General features: G+C 69.1%; 15 protein-coding genes and 2 tRNA genes. 12 read left to right on the top strand and 5 right to left on the bottom strand.

Features of this window, described 5'->3' with window-relative positions; all coding sequences use genetic code 11:
- Positions 1-81 precede the first annotated feature (81 nt).
- Positions 82-1608, top strand: a complete 1527-nt coding sequence (gene lysS / locus RAC69_RS12485) for a lysine--tRNA ligase (protein ID WP_375087086.1) — start codon at positions 82-84, stop codon at positions 1606-1608.
- A gap of 9 nt (positions 1609-1617) precedes the next feature.
- Here the strand turns inward: lysS and RAC69_RS12480 are convergent, their stop codons facing one another.
- Positions 1618-2736 (bottom strand): DUF4192 family protein, encoded by a 1119-nt coding sequence (locus RAC69_RS12480; protein ID WP_375087085.1) that lies wholly within the window; start codon positions 2734-2736, stop codon positions 1618-1620.
- A gap of 112 nt (positions 2737-2848) precedes the next feature.
- Between RAC69_RS12480 and RAC69_RS12475 the strand changes: the two genes are divergently transcribed.
- The 3 genes from RAC69_RS12475 to RAC69_RS12465 all read left to right on the top strand — a co-directional run bounded on the left by RAC69_RS12475 (position 2849) and on the right by RAC69_RS12465 (position 5362).
- Positions 2849-3022 carry a hypothetical protein gene (locus RAC69_RS12475; protein ID WP_179297466.1) on the top strand — a complete coding sequence of 58 codons (174 nt, stop codon included), beginning with the start codon at positions 2849-2851 and terminating at the stop codon, positions 3020-3022.
- A 90-nt stretch (positions 3023-3112) separates the two neighbouring features.
- Entirely contained in the window at positions 3113-4573 is a 1461-nt protein-coding gene (gene cls / locus RAC69_RS12470; RefSeq protein WP_375087084.1) for a cardiolipin synthase, read from the top strand.
- A 63-nt stretch (positions 4574-4636) separates the two neighbouring features.
- Positions 4637-5362: a hypothetical protein gene (locus RAC69_RS12465; RefSeq protein WP_375087083.1), complete on the top strand. Its 726-nt coding sequence runs from the start codon at positions 4637-4639 to the stop codon at positions 5360-5362.
- Between the two features lie 24 nt (positions 5363-5386).
- On the opposite strand, the gene RAC69_RS12460 is transcribed toward RAC69_RS12465, so the two are convergent.
- The gene (locus RAC69_RS12460; protein ID WP_341935586.1) at positions 5387-6385 is read right to left on the bottom strand and encodes a diacylglycerol kinase family protein; all 999 of its coding nucleotides are present in this window, start codon (positions 6383-6385) and stop codon (positions 5387-5389) included.
- A 75-nt stretch (positions 6386-6460) separates the two neighbouring features.
- On the opposite strand from RAC69_RS12460, the gene serS reads away from it, so the two are divergent.
- The 4 genes from serS to RAC69_RS12440 all read left to right on the top strand — a co-directional run bounded on the left by serS (position 6461) and on the right by RAC69_RS12440 (position 9987).
- Positions 6461-7744, top strand: coding sequence for a serine--tRNA ligase (gene serS / locus RAC69_RS12455; protein ID WP_375087082.1), 1284 nt, complete (start codon positions 6461-6463; stop codon positions 7742-7744).
- The gene (locus tag RAC69_RS12450; protein WP_375087081.1) at positions 7741-8559 is read left to right on the top strand and encodes an HAD family hydrolase; all 819 of its coding nucleotides are present in this window, start codon (positions 7741-7743) and stop codon (positions 8557-8559) included. Before serS ends, RAC69_RS12450 begins: the two co-directional genes overlap by 4 nt.
- A gap of 42 nt (positions 8560-8601) precedes the next feature.
- A tRNA-Ser gene (locus RAC69_RS12445) sits at positions 8602-8686 on the top strand.
- Between the two features lie 50 nt (positions 8687-8736).
- On the top strand, positions 8737-9987 hold the full coding sequence (locus RAC69_RS12440) for an LCP family protein (protein ID WP_375087080.1): 1251 nt from the start codon (positions 8737-8739) through the stop codon (positions 9985-9987).
- Positions 9988-10023: 36 nt separating this feature from the next.
- Here RAC69_RS12440 and RAC69_RS12435 read toward each other — a convergent pair whose 3' ends face one another.
- Positions 10024-10575, bottom strand: a complete 552-nt coding sequence (locus RAC69_RS12435) for a TetR/AcrR family transcriptional regulator (protein WP_375087079.1) — start codon at positions 10573-10575, stop codon at positions 10024-10026.
- 122 nt (positions 10576-10697) lie between these two features.
- On the opposite strand from RAC69_RS12435, the gene RAC69_RS12430 reads away from it, so the two are divergent.
- Together RAC69_RS12430 and RAC69_RS12425 are read left to right on the top strand one after the other, a co-directional pair.
- Positions 10698-12986, top strand: a complete 2289-nt coding sequence (locus RAC69_RS12430; RefSeq protein ID WP_375087078.1) for a glycoside hydrolase family 3 C-terminal domain-containing protein — start codon at positions 10698-10700, stop codon at positions 12984-12986.
- Positions 12987-13190: 204 nt separating this feature from the next.
- Positions 13191-13279 (top strand) — tRNA-Ser (locus RAC69_RS12425).
- Positions 13280-13648: 369 nt separating this feature from the next.
- Here the strand turns inward: RAC69_RS12425 and RAC69_RS12420 are convergent.
- Positions 13649-14881, bottom strand: a complete 1233-nt coding sequence (locus RAC69_RS12420) for an ATP-binding protein (protein ID WP_375087077.1) — start codon at positions 14879-14881, stop codon at positions 13649-13651.
- A 65-nt stretch (positions 14882-14946) separates the two neighbouring features.
- On the bottom strand, positions 14947-15531 hold the full coding sequence (locus RAC69_RS12415; protein ID WP_375087076.1) for a hypothetical protein: 585 nt from the start codon (positions 15529-15531) through the stop codon (positions 14947-14949).
- Positions 15532-15692: 161 nt separating this feature from the next.
- Here RAC69_RS12415 and RAC69_RS12410 point away from each other — a divergent pair, with 161 nt between their 5' ends.
- Both RAC69_RS12410 and RAC69_RS12405 read left to right on the top strand, forming a co-directional pair.
- Entirely contained in the window at positions 15693-16298 is a 606-nt protein-coding gene (locus RAC69_RS12410; RefSeq protein ID WP_375087075.1) for a TetR/AcrR family transcriptional regulator, read from the top strand.
- 4 nt (positions 16299-16302) lie between these two features.
- Entirely contained in the window at positions 16303-16911 is a 609-nt protein-coding gene (locus RAC69_RS12405; protein WP_375087074.1) for a hypothetical protein, read from the top strand.
- Positions 16912-16940 lie beyond the last annotated feature (29 nt).

Raw genomic sequence — 16940 nt, 5'->3', positions numbered from 1 at the left:
CTTCCCGATGCCGGGATCGGGCGGCTCCGGAGCGCTCCGCCCGCCTCGGTAGACTGGAGCTGACTTTCCGAGGAGCCCCGAATGACTGACGCGTCCGCCGCGCCCGAGCAGACCACCGACGCCACCGACGAGGACGTGCACGAGCAGAAAGCCGTGCGCCTCGCCAAGCGCGAGCGACTGATCGCGAAGCGTGCGGATGCCGGGGGCGGGGCGTTCCCGGTCGGCGTGCCCGTGACGCACACCATCCCGGCGCTGCGCGCCGAGCACGGCGACCTCGAGGCGGGAGCCGAGACCGGTGTGCTGGCGGGAGTCGCCGGCCGCGTGGTGTTCAGCCGCAACACGGGGAAGCTGTGCTTCGCGACGCTGCAGGCCGGCGACGGCTCGCGCATCCAGGCGATGATCTCGCTCGCGAACGTCGGCGAGGAGTCGCTCGCCGACTGGAAGGAGTACGTCGACCTGGGCGACCATGTCTTCGTGCACGGCGAGGTCATCTCGAGCCGCCGCGGCGAGCTGTCGATCATGGCCGACGGGTGGGCGATCGCATCGAAGGCGATCCTCCCGCTGCCGAACGCCTACGCCGAGCTGAGTGAAGAGGGCCGCGTTCGCAGCCGCTACCTCGACCTGATCGTGCGCGAGCAGGCCAGGACCACCGTGCGCGCCCGCGCTGCAGTCAACGCCAGCCTGCGGGCGACGTTCGCCGGGCACGACTACCTCGAGGTCGAGACGCCCATGCTGCAGGTGCAGCACGGCGGTGCCTCCGCCCGCCCGTTCGTCACGCACTCGAACGCGTTCGACACCGAGCTCTACCTCCGGATCGCTCCGGAGCTCTACCTCAAGCGTGCCGTGGTCGGCGGCATCGAGCGGGTCTTCGAGATCAACCGCAACTTCCGCAACGAGGGCGCCGACTCCACGCACAGCCCGGAGTTCGCGATGCTCGAGGCGTACCAGGCGTACGGCGACTACCGGCAGATGGCCGAGCTGACGCAGGAGCTGGTGCAGCAGGCGGCGATCGCCGTGGCCGGCTCGACCACCGTGACGTGGGCCGACGGCACCGAGTACGACCTCGGCGGCGAGTGGGACCGCATCTCGATGTACGACTCGCTCTCGGCGGCCTCGGGTCGCATCGTGACTCCGCAGGACTCGGTCGACGACCTCATCGCCTTCGCCGAGGAGAACGGCGTCGACCTGCCGGCGCAGGCTACGCACGGCAAGCTCGTCGAGGAGCTGTGGGAGCACTTCGTGAAGCCCGATCTCGTGCGCCCGACCTTCGTGATGGACTTCCCCGTCGACACGTCGCCACTCGTGCGCGAGCACCGTTCGATCGATGGCGTCGTCGAGAAGTGGGATCTCTACATCCGCGGCTTCGAGCTCGCGACGGGATACTCCGAGCTCGTCGATCCCGTCATCCAGCGGGAGCGCTTCGTCGAGCAGGCGAAGCTCGCGGCGCGCGGTGACGTCGAGGCCATGCCGGTGGACGAGGAGTTCCTGCGCGCGCTCGAGCACGGCATGCCGCCGTCCGGCGGCATGGGCATGGGCATCGACCGTCTGCTCATGGCGATCACGGGCCTCGGCATCCGCGAGACCATCCTGTTCCCGCTCGTCAAGTAGAACGCGCACTCAGGCCGCCGTCTCGCCGCGGCGGAACGCCCACTCGGGCAGCACCGCCGCGCCGATCATGGTCGTGAGGAGTTGTGCGAGGCCGTACTCGGGATCGATCTCGCCGACCATGTCGAGGTACCGACCGGCGTGGCTGGACCGACCGAGCGCCCACGACAGCCAGGCCGCGGCCGTGAGCGGACCGGGTCGCGATGCGAGAGGTGCGCGGGCGGCCGCCGCCCGGACAGTGGTGAGCGCCCTCCCGAGGCGATCGGGGTCCGGGCGAGGCCCGCGGCCGAGGAACACCTCGCCGAGGTCGTCCGGCACCGCCGTGCAGTGCTCTGCGAACCCCAGCTGGGCATCGAGCGTGCGGATACCGCCGATGATGTCGGTGGCCCACTGCGTGAGGGCGACGTCGCGCAGCAGAGGTCTGTCGAGACACCAGAGCAACGCCGCCATCGCGAAGGGCGGAAGCTCCCCGCGCATCGCCAGCACCACCTCGAAGAACACCGGAACGTCGTCGAGCAGGAGGGCGGCGGCCAGGGCCTGCGGATCGTCGCGCGCCGTCGGCAGATCGTCGTCCGCGCGGTCGAGCACGTCCGCGATCCGGAGCAGCGCGCGCCCGACGCGCTCGCACTCGGCGAGGTCGACGTCGGGGAGGTCGGCGCCGGCCCACTGATCGCCCGACACGTCGCCGATCCCGAGCACCCCGGGAGCGGGCGCGTCGTCGAACTCCTCCAGCTCCGGTTCGTCCACGAGGTAGCTCGCCCACCCCGAAGGAGTCACGCACAGAGCGTCGACGATGTGGAGTCCGGCGTCCTCCGCACGCGCCAGCACCGCCTCCACCCCGACCGCGAACGGGAGCACGAGGCCGTCGCGGGTGGCGTACGCCTCGTCATCCGTGTAGACGACGAGGGCCACGGCATCCGTCCGCTCCACCCTCGCGACCAGTGCGACGGCGGTATCGGCGTACTCGGAGAGGTGGGCGTCGCGGCGGGGAAGGTCCAGCCGCAGGGCTCCTGTCGTCCTGGCCGCGTGGAACGGCAGCAGCACGAGGCTCTCGCGCGGGGTGAAGCCGGCGAGGGAGGGGATGACGCGGAGGAAGTCGGAGGAGCTGGAGGCGCGGAGAACGGTGGTCATGCGCCGAGTGTGGTCGAGCGCCCGCCCGCTCCGGATCGATTCCACAGGCCCTGGCTCGGATCCGCGGAAAGCTGCGAATGTGCAGAAGCAGTGGCTCGCGTACCATGGAGGCATGGAGAACTTCTGGCTCGCGGTCGCCTGGTCGATCCTCCCCACCATCGGGGTGAGCGTCGTGTTCTTCTTCGTGCTCCGCGGAATCCTCCGCTTCGACCGCACCGAGCGCAAGGTGCACGCGCGCATCGAGGCCGAGGAGCGCGCCGCACGGGGACTGCCCCCGCGCCCCTGAGCGACATCCTGCCCATCGGCTACTGTGTAGCGAAGACACCGGGTCGAGCATCCGCTCCCCGCGATCCCCGCTGCGGGCCGAGAGGGAGCGATGACGACCGAGAGCTGGGGCTGGTGGATCACCGGCTTCCTCCTGCTGCTCGATCTGGCGATCCGCATCACCGCGATCATCGTCATCCCGCGCAATCGTCGCCCGACCGCGGCGATGGCCTGGCTGCTCGCGGTGTTCTTCATCCCCTTCGTCGGTGTCTTCCTCTTCATCCTGATCGGAAACCCCCGGCTGCCGCGTGCGCGGCGCCGCAAGCAGGATCAGATCAACGAGTACATCGCCGAGACCAGCGAGCACCTGCACTTCGGCACCCTGCGTCCTGACGCTCCGAGCTGGTTCCCGCCCCTCGTCGAGATGAACCACCGACTCGGCGCCCTCCCGATCTCCGGCGACAACGGCGCCCACCTGATCGGCGGGTATCAGGAATCGCTCGACGCGATGGCCGACGCGATCCGCACCGCGGACGACTACGTGCACGTCGAGTTCTACATCCTGCAATCCGATGCCTCGACCGACAACTTCTTCCGGGCCCTGGAGGAGGTCGCCGAGCGGGGTGTGCACGTGCGCGTGCTGCTCGATCACTGGGCCAACAGGTGGAAGCCGCGGTACAGGGCGACGATCGCCCGGCTCAACCGCATGGGCGCCGACTGGCACCTGATGCTGCCGGTGCAGCCCTTCAAGGGGCGTATGCAGCGGCCCGACCTGCGCAACCACCGCAAGCTCCTCGTCGTCGACGGCAAGGTCGCCTTCCTCGGCTCGCAGAACGTCACGGACTCGACGTACAACCTCCCCAAGAACATCAAGCGCGGGCTGCACTGGGTCGACCTCATGGTCCGCATCGACGGTCCGGTCGTGCTGAGCGTGAACGCGATCTTCCTCAGCGACTGGTACAGCGAGACCGACGAGGTGCTGCAGGAGATCGACATCTCACACGCCGAGGCCGGTTCCGGCGACCTCGACTGCCAGGTGGTGCCGTCCGGCCCCGGGTTCGAGGTCGAGAACAACCTGCGGCTCTTCCTCGGTCTGCTCTACGCGGCCAAGCAGAAGATCATGATCGTGAGCCCGTACTTCGTACCGGACGAGGCGTTGCTGCTCGCGGTGACCGCGGCGGTCGACCGCGGCGTCGCGGTCGAGCTGTTCGTCTCCGAGGAGGGCGACCAGGCGATGGTCTACCACGCCCAGCGCAGCTACTACGAGGTGCTGCTGCGGGCGGGCGTGCGGATCTGGATGTACCGCAAGCCGTTCATCCTGCACACCAAGAGCCTCACGATCGACGACCAGGTCGCGGTGATCGGGTCGAGCAACATGGACATGCGGTCGTTCGGTCTCAATCTCGAGGTGTCGATGCTCGTTCGAGGCGAGGAGTTCGTGTCGGAGATGCGCGAGGTCGAAGACGAGTACCGGTCGCTCAGCCGCGAGCTCACGCTGGAGGAGTGGATGCAGCAGCCGCTGCGCTCCACGGTGCTCGACAACCTCGCCCGACTCACCTCTGCGCTGCAGTAACGGCTGGGGCGCAGTTCGTCAACGGTCCTTTGCGGGCTGTTCGGCCGTGGCTAGCCTGAGAGCATGACCTCCCCCAGGCTCGTCACCGCTACGCTTTCCGCCCTCGCCGCCGCGCTGCTCCTCGCCGGCTGCACCGTCGGCCCCGGTGCGGGTGCGGGGGAGACGACCTCAGACCCGTCGGCCGGGCCCGGTGCGTCCGACGAGTTCGACGACATGGAGGGCACGATCCTCGACGACGGCCGGGCTTTCGCGGTCGTGACCTGGGGGTCGTCCACCTGCATCCCGCTGGTCGACGAGGTGAGCGCTGACGGTCAGAAGGTCTCGGTGACGCTCGTCGATTCGGATGCCGATCAGGTCTGCACCGCCGACATGGCGCAGCGCGCGAGCCTCGGCACTCTCCCCGGAGGGGTGGATCCGACCGCGAAGATCACGCTCGCGGTGACGTACGGAGAGCTGCAGGACGACGTCGACCTGGAGGGCGATGCGGCCTTCACCGGGACGCCGGGCTCTCCGACCGCGTACACGCCCTCGGCCGGCTGGTTCGACGACTCCTCGCTCGTGCTGCTCACCTGGGGCTCGTCCGGGTGCCCGCCCGTGGTCGACAGCATCGAGGGGTCGGGCAACACCGGCACGGTGACCTTCGCGACCGACCCGGAGCAGATGTGCACGATGGACATGGCGCCCCGCGCGACGATCCTCTCGTTCGACGACGACGCGATCGATGACGAGGACTTCACGCTCACGCTCGTGGGCGACTCGCTCGACGGCACCGTGCAGGTGCGCGGCTGACGCGCGGAGCGGATCCCGCGAACGTCAGAGCGACGAGATCGGATGCCCCGCCGGCAGCGCGAGCAGCAGGGCCCCGGGGTCGACCCGGCAGGTGATGCGCACGGCGGAGCCGAACTCGTCGCCGTCGAGCTCGATGGGCGTCGGCCGGTTCGCCGCGGCTTCGGCGATCGTGCCTCGGAAGTAGTGCACAGAGGCATCCTTGCCGCGGCGGTCGAGCACCCGACGTCCGGCTCTGAACCGCCGCAGCACCGAGTTGTCCCACCAGATCTTGCGCCACACGCCCAGCCAGCCCAGCACACCGGTCGGCTGGATCACCGCGAGGTCGAGCGTGGCATCCGTGATCGACGCGTCGGGGATCAACGCGATGCCGGCCGGCAGCGTGCCGCAGTTCGCGAAGAGGATGCTGTGCACCTTCGTGGTGTGCAGGCGTCCGTCGTCGATCTGGAACACCGCCCGGAAGGGCTCCGCCGTCACGAGCGAGCGCGCCGCGCCGTCGACGTAGGCGATCCACCCGACCGAGCGCTTGAGATCCGGACGCGTGTTCGCGATCATGTCGGCGTCGAGTCCGATGCCGGCGAGCACGACGTACGCGTGCTCCTCCTCGTCGCCGTTCTCGCGCGTGAGCCGCGCCCACCCGATGTCGATCGGATGCCGGAAGTCGCCGAGCGCCGCCCTGATCATGTCGTCCGGTCCGGCCAGCGGGAGCCCCAGGTTGCGGGCGAGGAGGTTGCCGGTCCCGCTCGGCAGGATCGCGAGCGGCACGCCCGTGTTCGCGATCGTTTCGGAGACCGCCCGGACGGTCCCGTCGCCGCCGGCGACGAGCACGACGTCGACCCCGCGTTCCAGCGCCTGCGCGGTCGCGCGCTGCCCGGCATCCTGGATCGTCGTCGGATAGAACGCCGGATGCTCCCACCCTGCCTCCTTCGAGAGTTCGCGCACCCGCGCGCGCAGCTCTCTCTCGGCGACCTTGATGGGGTTGTAGACGAGAGCGGCCTGGCGCCGGGCCGGGGAGCTCTTCGTCATGGCGCTACTCTAACGCCGTCCTGGAGCGTCCTCCCGCCGCGCTGACGCGCCCGGGACTCGCCATAGACTTGGTGGATGATCGACCTCGCACTCCTCCGCGAAAACCCGGAGATCGTCCGCCGTTCTCAGGCCGCCCGTGGCAACGACCAGGGCACCGTCGACGCCGCGCTCGAGGCCGACCGATCGCGCCGGGCAGCGCTCGCCGCCTTCGAGGAGCTCCGGGCCGAGCAGAACGCGTTCGGCAAGCAGGTCGCGAAGGCGCCCAAGGAGGAGAAGGCCGCGCTCGTCGCGCAGGCCAAGGACCTCGCCGACCGCGTCAAGCAGGCGCAGCAGGTCTCGAACGAGGCGTCCGAGAAGGCGGCCGAGGCGCTCGCGCGCATCGAGAACGTCGTGATCGACGGCGTGCCGGCCGGTGGCGAAGCCGACTTCGTCGAGCTGCGCCGCGTGGGCGAGGTGCCCGCGTTCGACTTCGAGCCCCGCGACCACCTCGAGATCGGCGAGATCCTCGGCGCGATCGACATGGAGCGCGGGGCGAAGGTGTCGGGCGCCCGCTTCTACTTCCTCCGCGGGATCGGAGCCCGCCTCGAGATCGCGCTCATGAACCTTGCACTCGACAAGGCGCTGCAGAACGACTTCGTCCCGCTGATCACGCCCACGCTCGTGCGCCCGGAGATCATGCAGGGCACCGGCTTCCTCGGCGAGCACGCCGACGAGGTCTACCACCTCGACAAGGACGACGACCTCTACCTCGTCGGCACCAGCGAGGTCGCGCTCGCGGGTTACCACAAGGACGAGATCGTCGATCTCGGCCGCGGCCCGCTCCGCTATGCGGGCTGGTCCACCTGCTACCGGCGCGAGGCGGGATCGCACGGCAAGGACACCCGCGGCATCATCCGCGTGCACCAGTTCAACAAGCTCGAGATGTTCGTGTACACGACCCCTGAGGACGCCGAGGCGGAGCACCTGCGCCTCGTCGCGCTGCAGGAGGAGATGCTGACGTCGCTGGGCCTCGCCTACCGGGTGATCGATGTCGCGGCCGGTGACCTCGGGTCGAGCGCCGCCCGCAAGTACGACATCGAGGCGTGGGTGCCGACGCAGGGCGCCTTCCGCGAGCTGACGTCGACCTCGAACTGCACCACGTACCAGGCGCGGCGCCTCGACGTGCGGCACCGCCCGGCGGCAGACGACGGTCAGCAGGCGAAGACGCAGCCGGTCGCGACGCTGAACGGGACGCTCGCGACGACCCGGTGGATCGTCGCCCTGCTCGAGACGCACCAACAGGCCGATGGATCCGTCCGCGTGCCCGAGGTGCTGCGCCCGTACCTCGGCGGCCTCGAGGTGCTGGAGCCGACCGCATGACATCCTGGCTCGTCGGTCTCGACGTCGACGGCACCATCCTGCTGCAGGACGAGTCGATGAGTCCCGGCGTGCCCGAGGCTGTCGCCCGACTGCGCGACGGCGGTCACGAGGTCACGATCGCGACCGGCCGCAGCTGGAACGCCACGGAGCGGTACGTCGACCTGCTCGGCCTCACGCCGGAGTACGTCGTGTGCTCGAACGGCGCCGTCACGATGCGCCGGGTCGGCGACGAGTGGGAGCGCTGGCACATCGAGACCTTCGACGCGTCGCCGGTGCTTGCTCTGCTGCGCGCGCGTCTGCCGGAAGCGCGCTACATGGTGGAGCTCGCCTCGGGTCAGCGTCTCTACACAGAGCACCTCGATGACTGGACCCTCGACGGTGGACGGCAGGTCGGCTTCGAGGAGCTCGTCGCCGAGCCCGTGTCACGCGTCGTCGTCGTCTCCCCCGGCCACGATGAGGAGGACTTCCACCGCCTCGTCGCCGACGCCGGTCTCAACGAGGTGTCGTACGCGATCGGCTGGACCGCGTGGCTCGACATCGCCCCGCAGGGCGTCGACAAGGGGACCGCGCTCGAGCGTGTGCGCACCGAGCTCGGCTTCGACGGAGACCGCGTGTTCGTCGCGGGCGACGGTCGCAACGACATCGGCATGTTCACGTGGGCCCGGCAGATCGGCGGACGCGCGGTCGCCATGGGACAGGCGCCCGCCGAAGTGAAGGCCGCGGCCGGCGAGACGACGGCCGACGTCGAGGACGGCGGCCTCGCCACCGCGCTGAACACGCTTCCAGCAGCCGCCCAGGTCAGCGCGGGAGAATAGAACTCGGCTAGACTCACGGCTTGTCGGCGGATTCGTCTGTCGGGAGGGTTGTCCGAGCGGCCGATGGAGCTGGTCTTGAAAACCAGTGGGCAGAGATGTCTCGTGGGTTCGAATCCCACACCCTCCGCTTCGAAGCACGGTGTCGCCGCACCGAGACGCTGAACCGAAAGGCCACGAGTGAGTCCCCACACCCGCCGCCGCCGTACCCTCGCACGGCATGGTCAGCAGCGCACCCCCGGTGCTGTCAGTCAGCTCTTGAAGTTCATCGCGATCGGTCTCTCCGTCGTGCTGGTGAGCGGGCTCGGCGTCGCCGCCTACGTCGCGTACGACCTGACGAGCACTGTGTCGGCGAACGCCGTCGAGCTGGAGGGCACCGAGGAGCTTCCCCCCGACATCGGGGAGTACAAGGGCGGATTCAATCTGCTGCTCACGGGCGTCGACACCTGCGAAGAGGCCTACGCGCAGTACTTCGGTGAGCGCTGCTCCGGCGCCGACTCCGAGGGCACGCTCAACGACGTGAACCTGCTCGTCCATGTCTCCGAAGAGCCCCGCCGCATCACCGTGGTGAGCTTCCCGCGAGACCTCATGCTCGGCATCCCCGCCTGCGAGGACGACAAGGGCAACATGCACTCCGCCATGAGCAAGCAGCCGCTCAACACCGCCTACACCGACGGCGGTCTGAACTGCGTTGCGAAGACGATCACCCAGCTCACCGGTCAGGAGATCCAGTTCGCGGCCTCCGTCACCTTCGGTGGCGTGATCGAGATCACCAACGCGATCGGCGGCGTCGACGTCTGCCTCGCGAACCCCATCAAGGACAAGTACACCGGCCTCGACATGGCGGCCGGGACGCACACCGTCCAGGGGCTCGAGGCCTTGCAGTTCCTGCGCACCCGCCATGGAATCGGTGATGGAAGCGACCTCGGACGCATCGGCAACCAGCAGCAGTACATGTCGAGCCTCGTGCGCAAGCTCATCAGCAGCGACACCCTCGGCAACTTCCCCATGATGCTCAAGCTCGCGAACACCGGACTGAGCAACATGGAGACCAGTACCTCGCTCGCCAACCCGACGATGATCGCGCAGATCGCCCTGGCCGTGAAGTCGGTGCCCTTCGAAGACATCGTGTTCCTGCAGTACCCGACCGGCACGGATGCGGACAACCCGAACAAGGTCGTCGCGAACAAGTCGGCCGCGCAGGCGATGTGGGATGCGATCAACGAGAACGCCCAGCTGCAGGTGACGCACGAGAACACCGCGAACGACGGAGTCGTCGTGACCGATCCGGTTCCCGAGACTCCTGCCGTTCCCGACCCCGCTGCCACCGCGCCGGCCACGGAGGAGCCGACCAACGTCGTCGCGCTCCCGAACTCGATCAAGGGCAACTCGGCAGCCCAGCAGACCTGCTCCAACGGCAACGTCCGCTGACCCTCCGGGGCCCGGGCTTCCGCCCCGGGCTGTCGGTCAGCGCGTCGCCGTCGGCGGGTACAGCACGTCCATGAGTGCCTCGAGGATGCCGGGCATGTCGACCGACGGGTCGACCAGCCACTGCAGCTGCAGGCCGTCGGCGACCGCCTGAACGACCCGCGCTGTCGTGTCGGCGTCGAGCGCCGCTCGTTCCGCCGCATCGCCGTAGAAGGCCTCGCCGATGCGGCCTCGGAGACGTTCGCTGCGTTCCAGGAAGTACGGGTGGGCGGGATGCGCGGGGTCGGCGGCATCCACCGCCAGACGCGAGAACAGTTCGACGACGCCAGGCACCTCGGCGTTGTGGCGGATGACGTCGAGGAAAGCCGCTTTCGCATCTCCCGGATCGTGCATGCGGGGATCTCGCTCGTCGTGCTCGTCGCGCGTGCGGAGGACCTCGGTGAAGAGCTCTTCCTTCGATCCGAAGTAGTGCAGCAGCGCCGCGGGAGTGACGCCCACGGCTTCGGCGATCTGCTTGAGCGAGGCGCCGCGGTAGCCGCTGCGCCCGATCACGTCGAGGGCGCTCTCCAGGATCTCCTGGCGCCGGGCCACGCCTTTCGCGTATGAACCTCGTCGTGCCATCCTTCGACCCTAATCCTGAATGCTGTTTGAATTCCAATACTGACTGTCATATGGTTTTCGGAAGACACCGCCGTCGCCGCGAAAGGACGACCATGACCGACACCTCGGCTCCCGACCTCACTCTCGAAGAGAAGGCTTCCCTCACGAGCGGCGCCGACTTCTGGACGACGAAGAGCATCGACCGGGTGGGCCTGCCGTCGATCATGATGACCGACGGTCCGCACGGCCTCCGCAAGCAGGCGGACGCCACCGACCATCTCGGTCTCGCCAGCAGCGTGCCGGCCACGTGCTTCCCGCCGGCGGTCGGCATCGGATCCTCCTTCGATCCCGAGCTCGTCGAGCGCGTCGGCGCCGCGATCGGCGTGGAGGCCGCGATCGAGAACGTCGCGGTCGTGCTCGGCCCCGGCATCAACATCAAGCGCTCTCCGCTCTGCGGTCGCAACTTTGAATACCTCTCGGAGGATCCGCTGGTCTCCGGCATCCTCGGTGCCGCGTCGGTGCGCGGCATCCAGTCGCAGGGCGTCGGGTCGTCTCTCAAGCACTTCGCGGCGAACAACCAGGAGTTCGATCGGATGCGTGCGAGCTCCGACATCGACCCTCGGCCCCTGCGCGAGATCTACCTGCGCGGCTTCGAGCGGGTCGTGCGCGACGCGCAGCCGTGGACGGTCATGTGCTCGTACAACCGCATCAACGGCGTCTACGCCTCTGAGGACCCGTGGCTGCTGACGCAGGTGCTCCGCGACGACTGGGGCTTCGACGGCCTCGTGGTCTCGGACTGGGGCGCCGTCAACGACCGCGTCGCCGGCGTCGCGGCGGGCCTCGATCTCGAGATGCCCTCGTCGGGCGGGAGGACGGATGCTCAGCTCGTCGCCGCCGTGCAGTCCGGCGCACTCGACGAGACCGTGCTCGACGTCGCGGCCGACCGCGCGATCGCCCTCGTCCGCAAGGCCCAGGCACGGGATGATGTAGCAGGGGCGCTCGACACCGCCGCCCACCACGCGCTGGCGCGCGAGGCCGCCGGGCGGTCGATCGTCCTGCTCAAGAACCGGGATGCCGTGCTGCCGCTCGCCCTCGAGCAGCGTGTGGCCGTGATCGGAGCGTTCGCGACCGAGCCTCGTTTCCAGGGTGCCGGCTCCTCGCTCATCAACCCCACGCGCGTCGACACCGCCCTCGACGAGATGCGCGCGGTCGGCGGGGATCGTGTCTCGTACGCCGCGGGGTTCGCTGTCGAGGGCGGTGCTGTCGCGGCATCCGGTCGTTCCGCTGAGGAGCTGCGGTCCGAAGCCGTCGCCGTCGCGCGGGCCGCCGAGGTGGCCGTCGTGTTCCTGGGGCTGCCAGCCGCGGAGGAGTCCGAGGGTTTCGACCGCGACCACATCGACCTTCCCGCCGTGCAGCTCGCGCTGCTGGATGCCGTGATCGAGGCGAACCCGCGCACGGTCGTCGTGCTGTCGAACGGCAGCGTCGTCGCACTCCCGTTCGCCGATCGGGTGCCCGCGATCGTCGAGAGCTGGCTGCTGGGGCAGGCCGGCGGTGGAGCGGTCGCCGACGTGCTCTACGGCGCGGTCAACCCGTCGGGCAAGCTCACGGAGACCATCCCGCTGCGACTCGAGGACAACCCGTCGTTCGGCAACTTCCCCGGGGAGTTCGGTCACGTGCGCTACGGCGAGGGCATCCTCGTCGGCTACCGCTGGTACGACGCCAAGGGGCTCGACGTCGCGTTCCCGTTCGGGCACGGCCTGTCGTACACGACGTTCTCGTACGGCGATGCGTCAGCGGAGGTGTCCGACGACGGCGACGTGACCGTGCGAGTCGACGTCACGAACGGCGGTGACCGCGACGGGCGCGAGGTCGTCCAGGTGTACATCGCGCCTGTCGGCTCTGTCGTGCAGCGCGCACCGCGCGAGCTGAAGGCGTTCTCGTCGGTGGCGCTCGCCGCGGGGGAGACGCGCACGGTGGAGCTCGTCGTGCGTCGCGAAGACCTCGCCTACTGGGACGTCCGGGTCGACCGCTGGGTCGTCGAGGGCGGTGACTACACCGTCGAGGTGGCCGCGTCGAGCCGCGACATCCGCACCGCGGTGACGGTCGCGGTCGAGGGCGACGAGGTGTCGCTGCCGCTGACCCTGAACTCGTCGATCGGAGATGTCGTGTCGCATCCGGTGGCCGGTCCGATCGTCACGGAGGCGCTGGGCGGACTGATGGGCGGCCTGACCGGCGCCGACTCGTCGGCCGCATCCATGATGCCGAACGACGACGCGATGCAGAAGATGATGGCGTCGTTCCCCATCGGGCGCCTCATCGGCTTCCCCGGTGTCGACGTGACGCACGAGCAGATCGAGCAGCTGCTCGCCGGCGCGAACGCGGGGTCGCTGCCGCAGGGCTGACGCCCGGGCCCCGCGCCGAGGCCCACCACCCGCGTCGAGACCCACCGGCCGCGGCGCCGCGGGTGGTGGTCTCGACGCGCGTGGCGGGTTTCAACCGGTTGTCGGGACGATCTGACACGCGGGGGCGGCGGAGCCCGGTTCGTGACATGCTCCGTGATCCGTTACGATGGCTAGGTGCATCCGGTCTTCACGGAGCGGATGCCTGGAGACGTCGCATAGTCCGGCCTAGTGCACCACCCTGCTAAGGTGGAGTCCCCTTACGGGGACCAGGGGTTCAAATCCCCTCGTCTCCGCAGAAAGATCCCTCGCTTCGGCGGGGGATCTCTGCGTATACGGGTCGTGAACCGCTCCGGGAAAAAGCGATCCCCCTCACGTTCGGGTCGTGAGGGGGATGCGGTATCTCGCTGTGTATGGGGGGCGAGCGGACGCTGTCCTGACGCTGGATCCCCATCCGCGTCACCGATCCCCAGAACGGCCGGAAGCATTCGCTCCGTCGTTGGAGACGTCTCACCCTCCCATGCGCTCGGGTACGGCTGCGCGAAGTTTGTGGCGCCCTGCCAAAGCGGAGCTGGATCGGCGTTAATACTTCTGTCTATTGCCTACTAGACAAACGTCTAGGCCGGGTATGCACTAACGGGTAGCCCCGTCCCAATCGCGAATTCTCAGAACCGTGGCCAGGCACTGGTCAGATAGGCCTCGACGGCGCGGTGTCGGAATGTGTACGGCTTGCCTCGGTCGATGATCCCGCGCACCGTGTCCAGGCGCTGCGCCGTCGGCCCGACCTCGGTCACCTTCGCGAAGCCCATGGCCTCTGCGATGCGCGTCGCTGTTCGCTCGCCCGTGGGAAGATCGGCCATCGTCTGCAGCAACTGTCGCTCGCGGGCGGGAAGCCGCTCGAGGATCCGCTCGACATGCGCCGTGGCCTCGCGCTGTGCGCCGCGCCACCCCTGACGTACGTGCTCGGCGGTGATCGTCGCCGTCGTGTCGGCGTACCAGGCCTGTTCGCCGACCAATTGAAACAGGAACGGCTCACCGCGGCAGAGGTCGACGATCGAGGCCGCTGCCTCGGGATCCATTCGCACGCGGCCCGCGCCCTCGCTCCCGTCGGAGACCGGCCATCCGTCGATGACGAAGTCCTGCAGTGCCTCGACGAGGTCCTCGTCGTCGAGCGCCGAGAGAGTGGTGGTCTTGAAGCGACGCGCGAAAGTGGCGCCCTTGCGTGCACCCGCCATGTCCTCGAAGTCGGGCAACCCTGTCAGGTACACCGCGATCGGCAGGGAACGACCTACTCGAGCACCGCCCGGCACCTCGACCTCGACTTCGTGCGACAGTGCGTCGCCGAGCGCGATCAGCAGTTGCGACAGCGCCTTCTCATCCGTGATGTTCTGCACCTCGTCGATGTGGATGAGTGCCACCACGCGACCCTCGGCGATCGCGGCCGCTCCGACCTCGATGAGCAGCTTCGTCAGGGCGGCGTACGGCTCGCGCCCGTCGGCGCCGCGTAGCGTGAGCGAGATGCCGGAGACGGCGACGGCCTGTACGCGTGCGATCGCATCGCCGATCCGCTTTTCCCGAGACGAGGGCAGGCCGGCTGCAGCGGCGAGCTCCAGCACGGCCTCGGCGACGAGCTTCAGAGGGTCGGCGCCCGCCGGGATTCGGAGCTGAGGTGTCACCCAGTCGCCGGCGCGGGCGGCGTCCCGCGTGATGCGGCGGACGAGGCTGGATTTGCCGAGACCGGGTTCGCCCAGAATGGTCCGCCCGCGTTCGGGAAGTCCGGCCAGTCGCCGAGGGCGCACGATGTCTCGCCAGTCACTGAGTTGCTCGGTGCGCCCGGCCCATACCTCCGGGATGGTGTCGGAACCGGGGCTGAAGGGGTTGTCGAGAGCTGTGCGCACGGCGATAACATTATCAGCGATGCGTTCGTTGATAATGTTATCAGGGCTTCGGGTCGTTCCTCCCGCTACCGCAGGCTCTTCCGCAGCACCGCGGTCAGGCGGATCGCCGATACCAGGAAGAACACGGCGCCGAGGGTCGCGTAACCGGCGGTGCCGATGATGGTGTCGGCGCCCTGCAGGCCCTGGATCAGGAAGGCCGAGCCGGCGAACAGCGAGATGCCGCCGCTGAGCATCTGCGGCACCTGTCCGCCCGAGCGGCGGTTGCGGATCGCGGAGATCAGCTGACGCAGTCCCGCGCCGATGGCCCACGCACCCCAGACCGCGAGCGCAGCGGGGAGCGAGAACGACGACGCGATGCCGAGGGCCACAGCCACCGCGACGCTGACGACGACGTTCACCCATTCGCTCGTGGTCGAGTGATCGACCTCGGGGGCGGAGCGCAGCTGCCAGAGCACGGCGGCGGCATCGAACAGCGGGTAGGCGATGAGCAGCACGGTCAGCAGCGGACCCGCGGCGCCGCCGGTCGCGACGAGCAGGCCCGCCCACACGACCGCGAATGCCGCGCGGATCACGTACAGCCGGCGAAGGGCGCGACGGAAGCCGAGCGCAGAGTCCGTTGCGGGCGGGAGGGAAGGAGTCGACGTGGTCATGGTGAGGATCCTCTCGGAGGTTCCGGATAGGGGCGTGTGGTGTTACTAGTTCGTCTACATGGACGATAGGCGATCGGGCGACGGTGCGCAAGCGCACAGTGTTAGTAGTTCGTCTACGCTGGTCCCAGCGAGCGTTCCACGAAACCTCGGAGGGTGATGACATGGCCACGGAGACGACTGGTATCGAGCGGCGGACCGGTGGAGCGGCGACGCGCGCGCGCATCCTGGATGCCGCGAACGAGCTGTTCTACGCCCATGGCATCCGCGCGACGAGCGCCGACCGCATCATCGAACAGGTCGGCATCACCAAGGTGACGTTCTACCGGCACTTCCGATCCAAGAGCGACCTCGTCGTCGCCTACCTCGAGCGGCAGTCCGCCGCCGAGCGCGCCTGGCTCGACAGCACGACGCAGGAGGGCGACCCCGTGGCATCCCTCCGCGCGATCGCGGCCGGCATCGGCGCCGCGAGTTGCGCGCCCTCGTTCCGCGGTTGCGCGTTCATCAATGCGGCGGCCGAGTATCCCGACGCCGACGATCCGGTGCGCATCGCGGTCGATGCGCACCGTGCGGCGCTGCGGGCGCACTTCTCGGGACTCGCGGCGGAGTCCGGCGCCGACGACCCCGCTGGGGTCGCCGATCAGTTCATGATCCTGCGGGACGGCGCGATGGTGAACGGCTACCTGAGCGATGCGACGACGCTCAGCCGATCGCTCGAGGACGGGTTCCTCGCGATCCTCACGGGAGCGGCTCGGAAGCTGACAGACTAGAGGCGTGATCGAGTCCCGCCGGCCAGCCGTGATCCGCGGCTTCGCCTCGTCGACTCTCGCGATCTTCGTCGCCCTCGCCGGCCACGTCTCCGGTGGCGGACAGATGCCGGGCCCGCTCGGCATCCTCGTGCCGTGGATCCTGTCGCTGGCCGTCTGCGTGGTCCTCGCCGGTCGGCGGCTGTCGCTGATCAGGCTCGCCCTGTCGGTCGGCGCGAGCCAGTTCCTCTTCCACGTCCTCTTCGTGCTCGGCACCGTGACTCCGTCCGCCGTGACCGCTCCCGCACACGTGCATGGCGGCCCCCTCGTCCTGCCCGCGGGCGGGGGAGTGACGGATGCCGTCGTCGCCGACGGCTCCATGTGGGCGGCGCACCTCCTCGCCGCGCTCCTCACCATCGCCGCCCTGCATCGGGGCGAGCGCCTCGTTCACGCGCTGCGCGGACTCGCCGGACGAGCCGTGCAGTGGCTGCGCCGTCGGGTCGACGTCGCATCATCGTTCCTCCCCGTCCGCGGGCCGCTCCGTCTCCGTGGCGAGTTCCGCGTGGCGGCTGCCGCGGCATCCGCTCACCTGACCGCGCTCCGCGGTCGGGCGCCGCCCGTTCCTCTCGCGATCTGATCTCCTTCGCGCCGACGTCGTCCGACCGA

The sequence above is a fragment of the Microbacterium sp. LS_15 genome, from assembly GCF_041954735.1.
Classification (GTDB): Bacteria; Actinomycetota; Actinomycetes; order Actinomycetales; family Microbacteriaceae; genus Microbacterium.
Note: the sequence above shows the minus strand (reverse complement) of the source record. Positions and strands in the feature narration are given on the sequence as shown.